The sequence below is a fragment of the Proteus sp. STS61-E genome, assembly GCF_040932335.1.
In the GTDB taxonomy this organism is placed as follows: Bacteria; Pseudomonadota; Gammaproteobacteria; order Enterobacterales; family Enterobacteriaceae; genus Proteus; species Proteus mirabilis_B.
The window spans coordinates 169,662-187,896 of sequence record NZ_JBFQGE010000003.1 but is presented as its reverse complement, the minus strand read 5'-3'; the positions used below and the strand labels follow the sequence as shown (position 1 = coordinate 187,896).

15 protein-coding genes are annotated in these 18,235 nt (G+C 41.6%); 2 read left to right on the top strand and 13 right to left on the bottom strand.

Annotated elements, in window-relative coordinates:
• The 13 genes from fixA to AB4J89_RS09100 form a co-directional block, all read right to left on the bottom strand.
• On the bottom strand, positions 1–777 hold the full coding sequence (gene fixA, locus AB4J89_RS09160; protein ID WP_368469000.1) for a putative electron transfer flavoprotein FixA: 777 nt from the start codon (positions 775–777) through the stop codon (positions 1–3).
• A 53-nt stretch (positions 778–830) separates the two neighbouring features.
• Positions 831–1,970 carry an acyl-CoA dehydrogenase family protein gene (locus AB4J89_RS09155; RefSeq protein WP_088494521.1) on the bottom strand — a complete coding sequence of 380 codons (1,140 nt, stop codon included), beginning with the start codon at positions 1,968–1,970 and terminating at the stop codon, positions 831–833.
• A gap of 95 nt (positions 1,971–2,065) precedes the next feature.
• The gene (locus AB4J89_RS09150) at positions 2,066–3,385 is read right to left on the bottom strand and encodes a GntP family permease (RefSeq protein ID WP_072069069.1); all 1,320 of its coding nucleotides are present in this window, start codon (positions 3,383–3,385) and stop codon (positions 2,066–2,068) included.
• Between the two features lie 80 nt (positions 3,386–3,465).
• Positions 3,466–4,599: a 2-hydroxyacyl-CoA dehydratase subunit D gene (locus AB4J89_RS09145; protein ID WP_368468997.1), complete on the bottom strand. Its 1,134-nt coding sequence runs from the start codon at positions 4,597–4,599 to the stop codon at positions 3,466–3,468.
• On the bottom strand, positions 4,599–5,840 hold the full coding sequence (locus AB4J89_RS09140) for a 2-hydroxyacyl-CoA dehydratase subunit D (RefSeq protein ID WP_036934372.1): 1,242 nt from the start codon (positions 5,838–5,840) through the stop codon (positions 4,599–4,601). The genes AB4J89_RS09145 and AB4J89_RS09140 overlap by 1 nt, the downstream gene beginning before the upstream one ends.
• Positions 5,837–6,664, bottom strand: coding sequence for an acyl-CoA dehydratase activase (locus AB4J89_RS09135; RefSeq protein ID WP_023582974.1), 828 nt, complete (start codon positions 6,662–6,664; stop codon positions 5,837–5,839). The genes AB4J89_RS09140 and AB4J89_RS09135 overlap by 4 nt, the downstream gene beginning before the upstream one ends.
• Positions 6,665–6,700: 36 nt before the next feature.
• Positions 6,701–7,936: a CaiB/BaiF CoA-transferase family protein gene (locus AB4J89_RS09130; protein ID WP_088494519.1), complete on the bottom strand. Its 1,236-nt coding sequence runs from the start codon at positions 7,934–7,936 to the stop codon at positions 6,701–6,703.
• Positions 7,937–8,002: 66 nt separating this feature from the next.
• Complete coding sequence (locus AB4J89_RS09125) at positions 8,003–9,640, bottom strand: AMP-binding protein (protein WP_311755262.1); 1,638 nt, start codon at positions 9,638–9,640, stop codon at positions 8,003–8,005.
• Positions 9,641–10,122: 482 nt separating this feature from the next.
• Positions 10,123–11,445, bottom strand: a complete 1,323-nt coding sequence (locus AB4J89_RS09120; RefSeq protein ID WP_368468994.1) for an MFS transporter — start codon at positions 11,443–11,445, stop codon at positions 10,123–10,125.
• A gap of 84 nt (positions 11,446–11,529) precedes the next feature.
• Positions 11,530–11,817 (bottom strand): ferredoxin-like protein FixX, encoded by a 288-nt coding sequence (gene fixX, locus AB4J89_RS09115; RefSeq protein ID WP_023582978.1) that lies wholly within the window; start codon positions 11,815–11,817, stop codon positions 11,530–11,532.
• Positions 11,814–13,106, bottom strand: a complete 1,293-nt coding sequence (fixC, locus tag AB4J89_RS09110; protein ID WP_368468992.1) for an FAD-dependent oxidoreductase FixC — start codon at positions 13,104–13,106, stop codon at positions 11,814–11,816. The genes fixX and fixC overlap by 4 nt, the downstream gene beginning before the upstream one ends.
• A gap of 57 nt (positions 13,107–13,163) precedes the next feature.
• Positions 13,164–14,102: an FAD-binding protein gene (locus AB4J89_RS09105; RefSeq protein WP_088494515.1), complete on the bottom strand. Its 939-nt coding sequence runs from the start codon at positions 14,100–14,102 to the stop codon at positions 13,164–13,166.
• An 11-nt stretch (positions 14,103–14,113) separates the two neighbouring features.
• Positions 14,114–14,887, bottom strand: coding sequence for an electron transfer flavoprotein FixA (locus AB4J89_RS09100; RefSeq protein ID WP_088494514.1), 774 nt, complete (start codon positions 14,885–14,887; stop codon positions 14,114–14,116).
• Between the two features lie 600 nt (positions 14,888–15,487).
• Here AB4J89_RS09100 and caiT point away from each other — a divergent pair.
• Both caiT and caiA read left to right on the top strand, forming a co-directional pair.
• Positions 15,488–17,002, top strand: coding sequence for an L-carnitine/gamma-butyrobetaine antiporter (gene caiT, locus AB4J89_RS09095; RefSeq protein WP_088494513.1), 1,515 nt, complete (start codon positions 15,488–15,490; stop codon positions 17,000–17,002).
• 41 nt (positions 17,003–17,043) lie between these two features.
• Positions 17,044–18,186 carry a crotonobetainyl-CoA dehydrogenase gene (gene caiA, locus AB4J89_RS09090; protein ID WP_023582983.1) on the top strand — a complete coding sequence of 381 codons (1,143 nt, stop codon included), beginning with the start codon at positions 17,044–17,046 and terminating at the stop codon, positions 18,184–18,186.
• Positions 18,187–18,235: the final 49 nt, after the last annotated feature.

Here is an 18,235-nt window from a genome sequence, read left to right as displayed (position 1 = left end):
TTATTGATTAACCGCTTGGCGTAAATGTTCAGCAAAAGTGGCAATATTTTCATCTGAATCACCTTCTAAAATAATACCAAGACGATCAGATTGCTCTGGCGCACAAACTTGTGTTTGCACAACAGTCAGAGCAGAAATATCAACACCGATATCTCCTAACCCCAGCTTTTCAATAGGTTTTTTATTCGCTGCTAAAATGGCTTTCATTGAAGGGAGTTTGGGTGTGTTAATGCTCGAAGTAACACACACAATCGCCGGTAATGTCAGTTCAAGTTCTTCAGTGATATTTTCTAAATCACGTTCAACAATGATTTTGTCGCCTTCAACGGTAATTTTGTTTACTGCGTTGACACAAGGTAAACCTAAATATTCACCTACCGCCAAACCCGTTTGTTGAGCGTATAAATCACCAGAACCCTCACCAAAAACTAATAAGTCAAAACCGACTTTTTTTGCAGCTTGCGCAATAATATTGGCAGTATCTGTTGAATAAAGAGCGCTACACGCATCATCAGCAACTAGCGTTAATGCATCAGGACCACGCGATAAAATGTCTTTTTTGATTTTCGCGTTTTCAACCATTGCACTTGTACCCACACTTAATGCCGTTACGGTGCTATCACCAAGGGTAGAGGCAATTTCTACTGCGGTTTCAATGGCATTCAAGTCATACAAACTAATTTTTAAACCCGCATTATCGGTTGCGAGTGTACGATCAGGCCGTGTTGTGATGTCTTGTTCGTCATGAACAACCTTACAGCAGGCAATAAGTTTCATAATTCACATTCTCCGTTTTGCACAATGCAACAAATTAATAAGCTCAAATCCCATTACGCTAAAATATGCTTAGCGATAACCATGCGTTGCACTTCACTTGTGCCTTCAAAAATTTCGGTGAGTTTTGCTTCACGCATCAGACGTTCAACAGGATAGGATTTGGTGTAACCCATACCGCCATGTAATTGGACGGCTTTTTGAGTCACATAAGTGGCAGCCTCTGCTGCATAAAGTTTGGCTTGAGCAGATTCACGGGTATAAGGAAGGCCCGCCATTTTGGCAGCGGCAGCGCGATAAACCAGCATACGTGCGCAATCAACACGAGTTGCCATATCCACTAATACCCATTGAATACCTTGATTAGCCGCAATTGGCTTACCAAATTGAATACGCTCTTTGGTGTAAGCAATCGTGGCATCTAATGCACTTTGCGCAATCCCTAATGCAAGCGCAGAACAACTTAAACGTCCACCGTCTAAGGTTTCCATCGCGATATTAAAGCCTTTACCTTCTTCGCCTAACATGGCGCTGGCTGAAACAACGCAATCACTAAAACTCACAGAGCAAGTTTCAGAGCCGTTCATGCCCATTTTGTCTTCAGGTAAACCAATGCTGATACCCGGGTTATCTCGCTCAACTAAGAATGCAGTGATCCCTTTAACACCTTTGCTTTTATCAGTCATGGCAAATACGATAAAGAACGCACCTTGAGGTGCTGCGGTGATCCACAATTTAGAGCCATTAATCACATAGTTATCGCCTTGGCGAACGGCGGTTGTTTCTTGAGCCGCAGCATCACAACCCGCGCTAGGTTCTGACAAACAGAAGCACCCTAATTTTTCGCCCGAAACCACACCCGGTAAAATGCGTGCTTTAGTTTCTTCATCAGCATATTTTTGAATAATTGGACCAGTTAAAGAGCATTGTGAACCCATGATCATCGCGTGAGAGGCACTGACTTTTGCCATCTCTTCTGTTGCTAATACATAGCTAATTGCATCCGCTTCTGTACCACCATAAGCCTCATCAATATTGAAACCAAAGAGTCCTAATTCAGCCATAGGGGCGACGCTTTCACTTGGAAAACGGTGCTCTTTATCAATTGCACCCGCAATTGGTTTAATATCGTTTTCAACAAACTCTCTGACCATATCGCGGATCAGGACTTGTTCTTCTGTTAGCTGAAAATCCATGTTTATTTTCCTCTGAGAATATTTATGGTTATCTCTATGGCGTGCGATTTCACGTTTGTCGTCTTATCGCACGCATTAATGGGTTAACGTTATTTCTACATCGTCGCTATAGATGCAGGTAAAAAGGTGTACAGCAGCAACATAAACATCATGGCTAACAGTGGGATAGCGAGGGTTAATGTACCCACAGGACCGTATCCCTCTTTATGGCTGACACCACAGACGCTAAAGACGGTAATAATCAATCCGTTAAATGGAGGTGTTGTACTCATAGATGCCATTGTGGCTACACGGTGTAAGGAGCCTTGATCAACCACCGTTGCAGGGAACATTGCAGCAATCATTGGCATAGCAATACTTAACGCACCAGAGCCTGAACCACTGATAAACACCAAGGCACCGACTGAAATTGCAGTCACAACAAGTGGATTAAGACCCGATTGAGCAATTGCTTGGAATGATTCTTTGAACGCAGGTAAGGTCATGACTAACGCACCAAACCCAACAATAACCGCTGTGTTAAAGAGGGAGGTCACCCCTTCCATCGTTCCCGCAGCTAAATTAGGGACGAGTTTTTTCCAATCGAGGTAGCGTAAATACACAATCAAGGCGGCAATAATCGCGCAGAACAGTGCAATAGCAGGGTCCCATTTCAGGATATTCAGCACGACAAGCAGAATAAGCATAGGGAGTAATGCGACTAGCACATTAGGTAATTGACGATCTTTCTTACCTTCTTCTGCTTTTGCTGTTTTTTCGTCTTCAACCCAGCCTTCGCCTTTTGCTTTTACACGCTTAAATAACCAAGTGAGGTAAATAATGACCAAGGTAACTTGGAACAGTGCAGTCAACATACCTGGTACTAAACCAGCCGTAGCCGAAGTACCTAAGAATTTCATTGGGATAAGGTTTTGGATCTGAGGCGAGCCCGGCATTATCATCACAAACGTACCCGCACCTGCAAAATAGACAGCTGGAATAAGTCTGCGAGGAAGATTCGCTTTGCGGAATAAACTCACCATCATGGAATAAACGGTAAACAGTGCAACAAACACTGAAACACCGCCGTAGGCTAAAATGGCACAAGCCGCAACTAATGAAGGAATAACGGCCCTTTCGCCAAATTTGCCAATAATAAAAGAGGCAACACTATCAGCAGCGCCACTGATAGCGGTTAATTTGCCAAAAATCGCACCGAGTACGAAAATGAAGAAGAAGCTGCCAAAATAACCACCTAATCCGCCGGTATACACTTGTAATAGTGCATCGACAGGATTAAGCATATCTGGTGATACAAGCCATGCAGTCACAGCAAGAAACAGGCTGGTGGTAAAGACAGAAATGAAGATATGTATGCCTTTCATACACATAATCATTAATATCGCTAGCCCGATGATTAAACAAATAATACCCATGATTGCCCCACTTATATGTGTTAGGGTTCAATTGACCTGTGCTATCCACACAGGTCTTTTGTGACTATTGATTAACGTTGTTAAGCAGAGAGCACATCTGCAAAAGTTTGCAGTGCCGTTCTCGCCTGTTCATATGTTTTAGTTTGCTGATCGATTTCGATAATGATGGAAGGAATGCCTTCTCTATCGAGGAATTTCTTCACAATAGGGGCATCAAATTCTTCCGGATCACAGAACTTCGTCAGTAAATAGACGACACCATCAGCGCCTGTGTTTTTCACCATATCGGCAATTAAACGACCGCGTTTTTTCTCTGGATCATACAAAAGTGAACACCCTTCAAGCTGAGCAATTTGCTCTGCCATCGCTTCATAAGGTGCTTTATTTTCAGGAATATCTTGGCGGAACTGACGAGATTCATGTGCGACTTCATCTGCCACAATCGCCATCTTGTTATCAGCCAAGATTTGTAGAATTGAAGGGCTATCCGCAATAATGCCTGTTACAACAATCTTGTGCCCTTTCCAAGGTTCTGGAGACAAGGTTTTGCATTGTGCAACAATGGCTTCAACGGCTTTGGTATGTTCAACCACATCCATAAAATAACCACTTTTGATCACGGTATTACGGCGTTGTGGAGTGACTAAATTTGGATGAAGTGCCGCAATATCTGAAAACTCGCGTAATGCGCGACGGCGCTGATTAAACAGATGAATAGCATTTTTCAGTGCTTCATCTGTTACTGCTTGACCGGAAATTTCCCCTAATTGCAGTGCAATTTTTTTGTATTGTTCAGTTAAAAATGCAATACCTGCTGGTGTTTTGCGGTTCTGTGGATGGACTAATTGAATAAAAGGAACTTGCGGTACACCGGCTTTCCAGTTTTGCCCTAAGCATTTTAAAGTGTCACACAAAGAAGGAATTAAGGCAGCAGACAATTTATTTAATGCCCCATCCAATCCCATATCAAGAGAAGAAAGCACTAGCGCACAATAGAAAGGAGGAAAATATTTCTTCGCTTCTGAGATCTCACGTCCTTCAGCACCCCAAATACCAAAAGGCACCATACCTGCCGCATAGACAATTTCATTCGGGGTATATTCAGGAAAACAACCAATAACCTTTTTGCCACTGCGAATAAAACCCTCTAATTGAGCAACAGGGTTATCCACCACGGCTTGTAACTCATCAAACAACTCCGTTAATGTTTTCATTAGATGTCTCCCTTTTTCATTTCTGCTTTGTTAGCAGCCATAATTTCAGTCAATGCTTCAACACGGGTGACATATTGCGCTTCAGAGAAAACGCGAGGATCAGCTTGGTCGCCATCAAAAGTTACTGTTGGGATCTTAAGTTCATGACGAATACGGCGCTCAATTTCAGGCATGATGCCACTCCAGAGCTTGCAACTGCGGTTAACGTGAATAATCGCGCCGTCCACTTTATTCTGACGACTAACGTCAATACGCATATCTGCCGCACGCTCAACAGAGACACAGTTAGGAACGTAAGAGTAAGCGCGCATCATCTCGTCACTGTTTTGATAAATCACACCAAACGCAGTGGCATAAACAGTAGCGGTAACGTTGATACCCTGCTCTTTTAACGGGGTCGATGTGGCACGCAAATAAGGCCAGCAGGCAATACCTTCAAAGAGAACACGGTATTTTTCTTCACCGCGATAAGTCGATTTTTTCTCTTTGATGTTTTGTTCCATCTCTTCACACAGTTGCTCAAAAGCCAGTGCAGCTTCTAATTTACCGCGAGCACAAACCGCAACAGCCATGTGATTAAAGAGATCAAAACCATTCATTGGAGACGGTTCATATTGGCAATATTCTGCTGCTTTTAACCATGCGCGCCCTGTACGTTGTGAGATCTCACAAACTTCTTTGAATTTCTCTTCGGAGAAGACTTTGCCTGTGACTTTTTCGAGTTGTTTAATCGCATCATCAAATTGAGCTTGAACGTATTTCACCGTGACATCATCAGTGTCATAGTCATTTTTATAAGGAATATCGATAAGGATCATCGGGATATTCAGCTCATAAGCGATATTTTCATACCATTTGATCATGCAGTTACAGATGTTATTACAGCACAGTAAGAAGTCAGGCTGTGGCATATCCATCTCTTCACACTGTTTAATATCCATGTAAGAGAGGCTGATGCGAGCATAAGCACAGATGTCATTGGAATATCCCATGCTTTCTGCGTGTTCACACATTTTTAAACCCGCACCTTTCGCTGCAATTGCAGCAGCTTGGTTTTCAGGATAAACCACACATAAACCTAATGTTTCAGCGATTTCTTGAGGGAAGTTAGAGGCACACCACCCTATTTTTTCACCGCTATTTTTCGCATCCCACGCACGCTGATAAGCATCAGCAGCGATTTTTTGCAGTCGTTTTTTCGCAGGAATATAATCCGGCGCATTCATATCTACATTGCTCATTTTGATGTTCCTATTGTTAACGCATCGTCTTCCAGTTGATGGCGGTACGCTTCAAAGGCATAAATGGCGGCACCTATCGCCCCGTTGTATTGTGATAATGGAGAGGTGGCGATAGAGGCGTTCAACTCTTCGCTAACATAACGAACAACTTCAAAATTGCTGGCAACACCGCCTGTCATAACAACAGGAGCTTCAACACCAACCCGTTTTGCAAGACCCGCAATACGGCTAGCCACAGAGCGGTGAATACCATTAATCACGTCGGGTATTGTTTCGTTATTTGCGAGATGGGAGATAACTTCCGATTCAGAGAACACGGTACAGGTTGAGCTAATCGTGACTTTTTTAGTGGACTTAGCGCCCTCTTGAGCGAGATCAGAAATTTTGGTTTCTAATACTCGCGACATCACATCGAGAAAGCGTCCTGTACCAGCAGCGCACTTGTCATTCATCACAAAGTTTAATAAACGTCCTGCACCATCCATATGAAGTGCTTTAACGTCTTGACCACCGATATCAATCACTGTTTTCACGCCCGGAAAAAGAAAGTGTGCGCCTTTCGCATGACAGCTAAGTTCGCTCACTTCTTTGTTGGCTTCTTTCAGCGAATTACGGCCATATCCTGTTGCGCAGATCCAGCTGATCTGACTAAGATCGCCACCAAATTGGCGCAAGACTTCATTGATCGCTTTTTCAGGGCCAGATGTCCCAGCACCGACAGATGCCAATGACTTCGCGACAATAGCGTCACCATTTTTCATGATGATGCATTTTGATGCAGACGATCCGATATCAACGCCCATTGTGAAAATGTCTTGTTGCATGCCTTTGCTCTCCTGAAAATTAAAAAAGTAAGTGGATTATTCTTTCCACGTCATCACGTCTTTATTGGCTTCAAGGTTTGCTATCTCTTCAGCGCTATACCCTAATTCAGCTAATACAGACGGTGTGTCTTCACCTAACAAAGGACCACGGCGGTATTCAGGTAAACCACTCTCTAAGAAATCAATTGGTGGACGAACTAAGGCTTTTTCACTGCCATTTTTGTATTTCATGTTGTAGAAGGTGTTGATTGCCCAAGCCTGTTTGTCTTCCAACACTTCTTCCCAAGTTTGTGCAATGCTGAATGGGATATCGTTTTTGGTGAAAATATCTGCCCACTCTGACGCTGTTTTTTGCTCAACTTGTTGCCAAATCAGGTCATATAATTCAGGAGAGCGATTATTTTTCGCTACTTCTTGTAGACGTGTATAACGAGCGTCTTCCGCTAAATCTGGACGACCAATACAAGAAATAAAGGTTGGATAATAAGCGTCGTAAACAGGCATGCAGACTTGAATAAAACGATCATCTTTCGTTTTATAAGCCAGAATAAATGGACTGGTGGTATTGCGACGGTCGATTGGATAAGGCTGACCATAATCTGGGTATTGCGCCGCTTGGATCATGATAGCTTGGGTATAAATAGAGGTATGTAACAAGTTGGTTGAAACATACTCGCCTTGACCGATATTTTTAGCGCGAATATAAGCGGCTAACACACCTGAAACCAAGCCTAATGCACACTGGTGATCGCCAAGACCTGGGATCACGTTCATAGGTACTGTGCCTTTTTGGTACAGTGATCCTAAAATACCGCCACGCGCAAAGAAGGCTGTGTAGTCAAATCCGGGCAGATCTTTATCTGGACCTTCATCACCATAACCGGTCACGCTGGCGTAAACTAATTTTGGAAAACGTTGTTTTAAGGTTTCATAATCTAAACCTGCGCGCTCTCTTGCACCGGGACGCCAGTTAGTTAAGAAAATGTCTGCTTTTTCTAACAGTTCAAACAGGATTTTTTTCCCGGCTTCTGTTTTCGTATTTAACACAATTCCACGTTTATTGGCGTTTTCTAAATCAAAACTGGTGTTTTCATGTTGATCTAACGGGCGACCTTCTGTTGGTGCGGTATAGCGTAAGTTATCGCCACTTGGAGATTCGATTTTGATTACGTTCGCACCCATATCAGCTAAAATACGACCCGCTGCAGGTACTGCGATAAAGGTCGCCAACTCAACTACGGTGACGCCTTCCAGTGCTTTATGACTTGTCATTTCTTCTCCTAATTATTTTTAGACTTCATACTGCTGTTGTCAGAATGTGGATAAATCCGTTGTCACTTAACCCGCTACTTTGGTTTTTTCATCCTTGATTGAAACGCTATAACCCAGTTGCAATTTCAGAGCTTGCACATCAATTTTTCCGCAAGGGGTATGAGGAAATTCTGTAAAGAAATGGAGTTCTTTGGGGATTTTGTAGCGAGCCAGTCGCTCTTGTAGAAATTCACGTAATTCACTTTCGCCAATGCGGTGATCTTTTTGCACACAAATAGTGGCAATCACTTCTTCGCCTAAGTCAGCAGATGGAACCCCAAATGCTTTTGTCGCATCAACACCGGGATATTCAGCAATCGCTTCTTCTATTTCACAAAGACTGATATTTTCACCACCGCGCACCACAATCTCTTTCATGCGATAGGCATAGTGATAATTTCCTTGTTCATCGATACAGCCGATATCACCCGTATGTAACCAACCCTCTTCGTCTAACGCTTCTTTGGTTTTATCTGGCGCATTGTCATACCCCATCATTACATGGAAGCCTCGCGTACAAATTTCACCTAAAGTGCCCATTGGTACAGGTTTGCCTGTTTTCGGATTGATAATTTTCATTTCGACAAAAGGTAAAGGCTTACCAATAGAGCTGCGTTTGATCTCTAAAGCATCATTAGGGAGAGTTTGAGTGCAACAAGGTGAAGCTTCTGTTTGGCCATAAGAGACGGTGATCCCTTTCATGCCGAGGATATTTTCGATGTCATCGATTAACGCAGGAGGAAAACTCGCCCCTGCGATAATGCCTTTATCAAGGCTAGATAAATCGTAGTGAGAAAACTGCTCGTGCTTCATTAAGCGGCTAAAAATCGTTGGTACGCCATGCATAACTGTACAACGATAGTCTTGCACCACTTTTAAAACATCTTCAGCACAGTAGTTATCTAGAAGAACTAATTGGCATCCGGTTGTTAATGCAAAAAAGAGGCAGGAAGAAAGCCCAAAACAGTGGAACAGAGGAACTGCAAGACAAATCACATCGTCATGCGTAACACCTAAGCGCTGTGCTGACAGCATTGCATTATTAATGACATTATATTGGCTTAGCATGACACCTTTAGGCATTGCAGTACTGCCAGAGGTCATTTGAATTGTCAGCAAATCTTTTACACTGACTTGTGCAACCGCATGTTGATATTCTTTATCTGATATTTTTTGGCTAACTTCTTTTAATTGAGATAAAGAAACACTTTTTTCTGCATGTTCATTTCCCATGCTAATAAATAACTGAGGTAATACATCTTTATTTTCAGATGCTTTTTTAGAAAGGCAATTAATAACTTCAATAAAATGATTACTTTTAAAACCATCTGAAAAACACAGTGCTTTAATTCCAGTTAATCGACATAAATCTAATAACTCTCTTTTCTTAAAATGAAAGTTAATACAAACAACAGGAACACCAATTTGAGCAGCAGCAAGAAAACAGATTATCCACTCTTTACTATTAGCAGACCAAATACCTAAACGATCACCTTTTTTTAAACCAATGGCTAAAAAACCACGCGCAACACTTTCTACTTCTTGTTGTAATTGTTGCCAAGTCAGTGTTGTTTTACTTTGATTTTCAATCAAGGCTATTTGTAAAGCATGTTGCTTTACTACATTGTTTAGACATTCTTTAACTGTCGTTTCTAATAAGGTCATAAATACCTACTCAACCGCTTCTTTGCTGGTGTTTACGTCTGTAATGACCTTATTCTGGGTAGGGGAAATTATTCATTCTTGGTAAATAACGAACTGTTTTTCGTCATTTGAATAGTCTGAGAGAGATTTGTGATTGAGGTCTAGATTTGGCGAGTTAAATACAATTTGTAATTGAAGAGTAATTAATAACAATGAGATAAATTTGAAACTAAGGCGTTATAAAGGTGTTATTTTTAATAAAGAAAAAGGAGAGTCATTTTATTTAAATAAAATAATAAAACCACTCTCTTTTTAATATAAACATACTCATCTCATCTTAAGATATAAACAAATCTTATCAATAAATATTAATGTAATAATTCAAATAAAAATAATATAAAAATAATATAAAAATAAATACAATAACGATTAAAATTTATAACATCTAAATAAAAAATAATTTAAATCACTTAACTTATTTTATTAATCATCGATTCAAGAGACTATTTTCCTCGACGCATTGGCATGGTTGAGGTTTGATTGAGTGTTAGTCCTTTAGTTTCTGGTGCAAACAAGACAGAAACTATCATTCCGAATAAGGAGATCGCAGCGCCCACCAGCATCGTAGTGTTAATACCATAAGTGGCGATAAAGGCAGGAAGAGCACACGTTGAAATAACCGTACCAATACGGCTTATTGACATGATAATGCCCACTGCTGATGCCCGAATATCTGTCGGAAACAATTCGTTAGGATAGAGCCATTGTAAAATTCCGGGGCCACCAGAAAAGAATGCGTAAGTCGCAAACGCTAAGATGACAAATAAGATAGGTAAATCAGGGAAGACGCCTAGCACTAATAATGCCAATGTCATCATGCCAAAACTACCAATCAATAGTGGACGTCGCCCTGTTTGATTTAACCAGAACATGGCGGGAATACACCCGAACATAAAGAACAAGCTAATAACCACATTCCCCAATGCCGCACTTCTTCCCGCATCCCATCCTAATAAACCGACAATTTGTGGTCCAAAGGTATAAATGGCAAACATCGGGATAACTTGGCAAGTCCAAATAACCGCAACAAAGAGAACAAAAGAGAAGTGACGTTTATTAAATAGCTCAATAAAACGCGTTGTTTTAGCATCTTCCGCTTCAAATACTACGGGTTCACCAAAGAGTTTTACCATCATCTCATTACACTCTTTAATACGCCCTTTGCGTATTAGCCAAAGCGGTGATTCAGGTAAATCAAAACGACCAATTAAAATAATGACACAAGGGATAAAAGCACTGCCCAACATCCAACGCCAGCCATCTACAACATCATATAAAAGATAACCGACTAAGTTGGCGCAAGTCGCCCCGATATACCACATTGCAGCAATAAAACCGACGGCAAAAGCGCGTTGTTTTTTATTGGAAAACTCAGTGATCATCGAGGTTGCAATTGGATAATCGGCACCAATTACAATTCCAATAAGAAATCGCATCACCAACAAGCCCACTGGCGTGGAAACAAACATCGTCGCAATAGAAATAATGGCAATAGCCACAATATCCACAAGGAACATTTTACGACGACCGACTTTGTCACAAATATAACCAAAGAGTGACGTACCAATAAAAAGCCCTGCTAATGTTGCCGCACCAAGCAGACCAATCCATTGTGTATCAAGCTGTAATAACGGTGTGAGTTGCTCTAACGCCACGCCGATAATCACTAATACATAGCCATCAAGAAAAGGGCCACCACTCCCCCATAACATCACTCGACGATGCACAGAGGTAAAGCGAATATCATCAAAGTTTCTGGGTTGCATGACTGCGTCCTGGTATTTTTCTAAATAAAGCAAAAAAGAAAAGCTCCCAGGCCGGAGCAGCACTGGGAGAAAAGTAGCGATACATCATCCGTAACGATATTCCACGCCAAATGTTCCGCGTGGGTATTCCCATTTTTCAAGCGCACTATCTAAACCAAGAATTCGACAAGTTCCACACTCTAAGCACCCTGCATAGTCAAAGCTGATGGTGCCATCTTCTTGTTTTTTATAAAGACCTGCTGGACATGCTTTGACTAAAGTTTCCAATACCTGCATATCAGGCTGCTCTTTAACGACGATATGTGGATTTTCCTCATCGACATTAAATTTATTGATGCCTAATTTGACATCGACATTTACGGGAGAACTCATATTGCTTTTACTCCTTTGATCCCATCTTTGATCAGATTCATCCAGCCCACTTTTTTGGTATGGCGCATCATGGTTTTACGCATTGGTACTGGCGCTTCGCCAGTTACGGTGAAGAGATCTTTTGCGATACCAACTACCATTTCAGGGTAGGCGGTGAACATACGAGGGTTATCAAGTAAATCAGGCATACGCTGATAGGCTTTCATATCGCGTAACGGGCCATCTTCTAAATGTTTGAGATACTCATTTAGCGTTTGCTTGCTAAAATCATTTTTCTCCATGGCAGAGAGCACAGCTTTTGCTGCGGCTTCACCTGATGCCATCGCTAAATCCATGCCACGGATAGTAAAACCAAGGTTCATACACATCCCTGCTGCATCACCAGCAATCAATACGCCATCACGTACTAATTCGTTTTGCATTCTCAACCCAGCTTCAGGAACAACGTGTGCACCGTATTCCACCATTTTTCCGCCTTCAATTAGCGGAGCAACAACGGGATGCTGTTTAAAATCTTCCAGCATTTGTGGTACTGATTTTTTCGCGTCTTTAATATGGTGAAGCCCACAAACAAGACCTAAAGAAAGCGTGATTTTATTGGTATATAAAAATCCACCACCCATTAATCCATCGGTAGGCGAACCTGCAAATAACCAAGCCGCACCTTCGTTATCTTTTAGGTTAAAACGATCTTTAATGACACTTTCAGGCAGTTCGATGATCTCTTTTACACCCACTGCTACATTTTCAGCGGCAACACGTTTTGTCATCCCTAACTGTTCAGCCAAGATGGAATTCACACCATCGGCGAGGATCACCGTTTTGGCTTCTAACACATCACCGTCTGCCTCAACACCGACAATCTTGCCATCACGCTCAACGAGCTTATCAACACGAATACCCGTAATACATTGCGCACCCGCGTTTTCGGCTTGCTCCATTAGCCATTGGTCAAATTCGCCACGTAATACAGACCAAGAGGCAGTTTTTGGATTCTTTCCTTCTGTATTTTGGTAATCAATTGTCATTGCGCCGGTTTCGGTCATAAATGACAATTTTTCATGAGTAATAACGCGTTCAACAGGCGCTTCTTGCGCAAACTCAGGAATGATGCGCTCAAGGGTATGTGCATACATACGACCACCGGTTACATTTTTCCCGCCAGCGTAGTTACCTCTTTCTATTAGCAATACTTGTGCGCCTTCCCTTGCCAAAACAAGTGCAGCCACAGATCCTGCTAATCCTGCGCCAACAATAATGGCATCGAAAATATCTTCGGAATCGGACATAACATCTCCAGAATTTGCGATAAACAGCAGAGAAGTTTCCTTCCCTGCTTAAATAAATCAGTTAGATAATTGACGAGTTAATGCAGGTAAAATCTTCATTAAATCACCGACAATGCCGTAATCAGCGAATTGGAAGATAGGTGCATTTTTGTCTTTATTAATAGCAACTATGGTTTGTGCGCCATTAGCGCCGACCATATGTTGAATTTGTCCTGAAATACCGGCAGCTAAATAGAGTTCAGGTTTTAGCATTAGGTTAGAAATACCGACATAACGCTCGTGTTCCATCCACTTCTCATTTTCAGCAACAGGGCGAGAACAAGCGATTTCAGCACCAATGGCTTTCGCTAACTCTTCTGCAATGGCGATATTCTCTTTGCTACCAATACCGCGACCGACGCTGACAACAAAGCGCGCTTTATCTAAATCAACCGCGTTGATTGCGCGTGGTTGAACTGAATTGCGAACGATGGTTTGAGCTGGAGCAATCCATGCTACTTTTTGTGCATTACCCGTAGCGCCAGTTTCTGGTGCAACATCAAAAGCACCCACGCTTGCAGTTACCACACAATAAGGGGTTTTCAGCGTTTCATCACCAAAGGCAAGACCACCATAAACCATGTGTTTTGCCACTAATGCATCACCATCTGCCTTTAAAGATTGCGCGTCGTTAGAAACGACCGCGTCTAAACGGTGACCTAAACGTGCAGCTAATAATTTTCCGCGACGTGTATTAGGCAATAGCACTAAACCTGCATCACCTTTTTGTTTGATGGTTTCAACCATGCTCTGCGCATAGTCTTCGATAATGCGATCGTCAGGTTTACCTTCTAATTGGAAAACCTCTGTTGCCCCTAATTTAAAAGCAGCAACGCTTTGTTCATCATTCAATGTAAATACATTGATAGATTGCCCTAATGAAGAAGCGCCACCCACTAATTCTGGTAAACGGGAAAGTGCATCACTAAATACCCAAACAGTTGAAAACTGGCTCATAACTCCCCCTATTACTTAAGAATTTTACGTAAATGTTCTGCCAACTCAGCAATCTGATCATCGCCATCACCTTCAATAATGATGCGTTGACGTACTTTCTGTTTCGGCGCTGCCACTTTTTGCTCTGAACGCGCAGTAATCGCATCCAAACCAAGATCGGCAACACTCCATTGCTGAACAGGTTTCTTGGCAGCGCCAAGAATGGCTTTCATCGAAGGAATTTGAGGTGTGTTAATGTCGGTAGAAACCGCGATAACAGCAGGTAATGGAATAGTCAGTGTTTCGATTTCATTTTCTAATTCACGCTCAACCGTAATTGAGTCATTAGAAAGAGAAACAATTTTGTTAATACCATTGATTGCAGGAATATTTAAGAATTCACCCACCAGCAAGCTAACTTGTTGTGAGCTAAGATCCGCAGAGCCATCACCGCAAAGAATTAAGTCGTAACCTTTTTTAGTCGCAGCCGCCGCCAGCGCAACCGCTGTTTGGTAAGGTAAAGAGGCTTCAAGTTGGTCATCAACCACAACCACGAGTTCGTCAGCACCACGAGAAAGAACGTCTTTACGTGCTTTCGCGTTTGTCAGTGCTTTACCACCAACACTCATTGCCGTGATTTGAATGCCATCAAGTTGAGTCTTAAGCTGATTAGCAGCTTCAATCGCATTTAAATCATATTGGCTGATTTTGGTGTTAGCACGAGAAAAATCTAGCGAACTATCTGCGCTATTTACCGTAATATCCTGCTCGTCGGGAACACTCTTGTAACATGTAATAATATTCATTACATCTCCTGAAATTAATAAATAATGTCATTTGCTCTGGCAATGTAATATAGAATTAACACAATTAAGAGATTAAAAAATTAAACCTAGGTCACCAATATTGAACATTACTAAATAAAGAATGGATAGGTTTCAATATTGCTAAACATATCACCAATATTGAAATTAGTTTTAATTGAAGTGAACAACTTTCAATATTGCTACATCGATCAACAATATTGAACATAATAAAGATAATGGTATTTAACGTTCAATATTGCCACCAAGATCAACAATATTGAAAGACGGAATATAACAACCCTATTACATACAAGACGATAGATATAATTATCAATTAGTTACAATGAAAACGAAACGTTATAAAACGTAACATAAAATCGACAAAAAGAATAGTGTGAAGTGAATAACAGAATGGATTTCTTATAATATCCATTATTCATCATCATTAATCGATTTGTGGATTAGCCAATAACTTTATTTTTCTATTATGATGAAACGCCAATAGACGAAATACTCATAAATAAACTTAAGTGCTTTATTAGATATTAGGAATTAACACTACTTAAACTTCTGCGTTAAATATATTTGGAAAATTTACCTATGAGCAAAGATAATAAAAAGGCAGGAATAGAACCGAAGGTTTTTTTTCCGCCATTAATCATTGTTGGTATTTTATGCTGGCTAACGGTACGTGATCTTGACGCTTCAAATGAAGTGATTAATGCCGTATTCAGCTATGTTACCAATGTCTGGGGTTGGGCCTTCGAATGGTACATGGTCATTATGTTCGGGGGTTGGTTTTGGTTAGTCTTCGGTCGTTATGCCAATAAACGCCTAGGAGAAGATAAACCTGAATTTAGTACCGCAAGCTGGATCTTTATGATGTTTGCGTCTTGTACATCAGCAGCCGTCCTCTTCTGGGGTTCGATTGAAATATACTACTATATTTCAAGCCCTCCTTTTGGGATGGAAGCTTACTCAACTCAAGCTAAAGAAATTGGTCTTGCTTACAGCTTGTTCCACTGGGGTCCTTTACCTTGGGCAACTTATAGTTTCCTTTCTGTTGCATTCGCTTACTTCTTCTTTGTTCGCAAAATGGAAGTTATCCGTCCAAGTAGTACCTTAACCCCATTAATCGGTGAAAAACACGTTAATGGGATCGTCGGAACCATTATTGATAACTTCTATCTTGTTGCTTTAATTCTGGCAATGGGAACTAGCCTTGGTTTAGCAACACCGTTAGTGACTGAATGTATTCAATACTTATTTGGTATTCCTCATACCCTGCAATTAGACGCCATCATTATCTCTTGCTGGATCTTATTAAACGCAATTTGCGTGGCATTCGGTCTGCAAAAAGGGGTGAAAATTGCCAGTGATATTCGTACTTACCTAAGCTTCTTAATGCTGGGTTGGGTATTTATCGTTGGTGGTGCAAGCTTTATCGTCAATTACTTCACAGACTCTGTTGGTACATTGATGATGTATATGCCTCGTATGCTGTTCTATACAGACCCTATCGGTAAAGGTGGATTCCCTCAAGGTTGGACAGTCTTCTATTGGGCATGGTGGGTTATTTACGCCATCCAAATGAGTATCTTCTTAGCTCGTATCTCTAAAGGTCGTACTGTTCGTGAATTATGTTTAGGGATGGTTTCAGGTTTAACCGCAGGAACTTGGTTAATTTGGACAATTCTTGGTGGTAACACCTTACAACTGATTGACCAAAACATTCTCAACATTCCACAACTGATTGAACAATACGGTGTACCTCGCGCAATCATCGAAACATGGGCGGCATTACCGTTGAGCACAGCGACAATGTGGGGCTTCTTTATCCTCTGCTTTATTGCCACTGTCACCTTAATTAACGCCTGTTCTTACACACTAGCAATGTCCACTTGTCGCTCTATGAAAGAAGGCTCTGAGCCACCTTTATTAGTGCGTATCGGCTGGTCTGTGCTGGTCGGTGTTATCGGCATCATTCTGCTCGCACTTGGAGGTTTAAAACCAATTCAAACCGCCATTATTGCTGGAGGATGCCCACTATTTTTCGTCAATATCATGGTCACCTTGTCCTTTATTAAAGATGCCAAAGTACATTGGAAAGACTGATCCGCTATACGCAAAGAATGACATATTAAGAGGTTATTAACATGGATTTTAGATTGAATGATGAGCAGGAACTGTTTGTTGACGGTGTCCGCGAATTAATGGCCAGTGAAAACTGGGAAGCTTATTTCGCACAGTGTGATCGCGAAAGTAAATACCCAGAACGTTTTGTCAAAGCCTTAGCGGATATGGAAATTGACAATCTGCTTATCCCTGAAGAGCACGGTGGCTTAAATGCAGGTTTTGTTACTGTTGCTGCAATCTGGATGGAATTAGGTCGCTTAGGTGCGCCAACTTACGTGCTTTATCAATTACCGGGTGGATTTAACACCGTCTTGCGTGAAGGGACTCAAGAGCAAATTGATAAAATTATGGCGTTTCGTGGTACAGGTAAACAGATGTGGAACTCTGCTATCACAGAACCCGGTGCAGGATCTGACGTAGGTAGCTTACAAACTACTTATACTCGTAAAGATGGCAAAGTTTACCTCAATGGTAGCAAATGCTTTATCACCAGTAGTGCCTATACCCCTTACGTTGTTGTGATGAGCCGTGACTCAGCATCTCCAGATAAACCTATCTTCACTGAATGGTTTGTGGATATGAGCAAACCGGGTATCAAAGTAAACAAGTTAGAAAAACTGGGTTTACGTATGGATAGCTGCTGTGAAATCACTTTCGATAACGTTGAACTTGAAGAAAAAGACATGTTTGGTCGTGAAGGTAACGGCTTTAACCGTGTGAAAGAAGAGTTCGACCACGAGCGTTTCTTAGTGGCTCTCACTAACTACGGTACAGCAATGTGTGCATTTGAAGATGCAGCGCGTTATGCCAACCAACGTGTGCAATTTGGTGAAGCAATTGGTCGCTTCCAACTTATTCAAGAAAAATTTGCCCATATGGCGATCAAACTCAATTCAATGCGCAACATGTTATATGAAACTGCATGGAAGAGTGACAACAACTTAATCACTTCCGGTGATGCAGCTATGTGTAAATACTTCTGTGCAAATGCGGCGTTTGAAGTGGTTGATAGTGCAATGCAAGTGCTTGGTGGTGTCGGTATTGCTGGCGAGCACCGTATTTCTCGTTTCTGGCGTGACCTTCGTGTTGACCGTGTATCTGGTGGTTCTGATGAAATGCAGATCCTGACATTAGGACGTTCAGTACTTAAACAGTATCGCTAATTAATCACGAATAACTCTCTCATCCAATGATGAGAGAGTTTTCACTCAG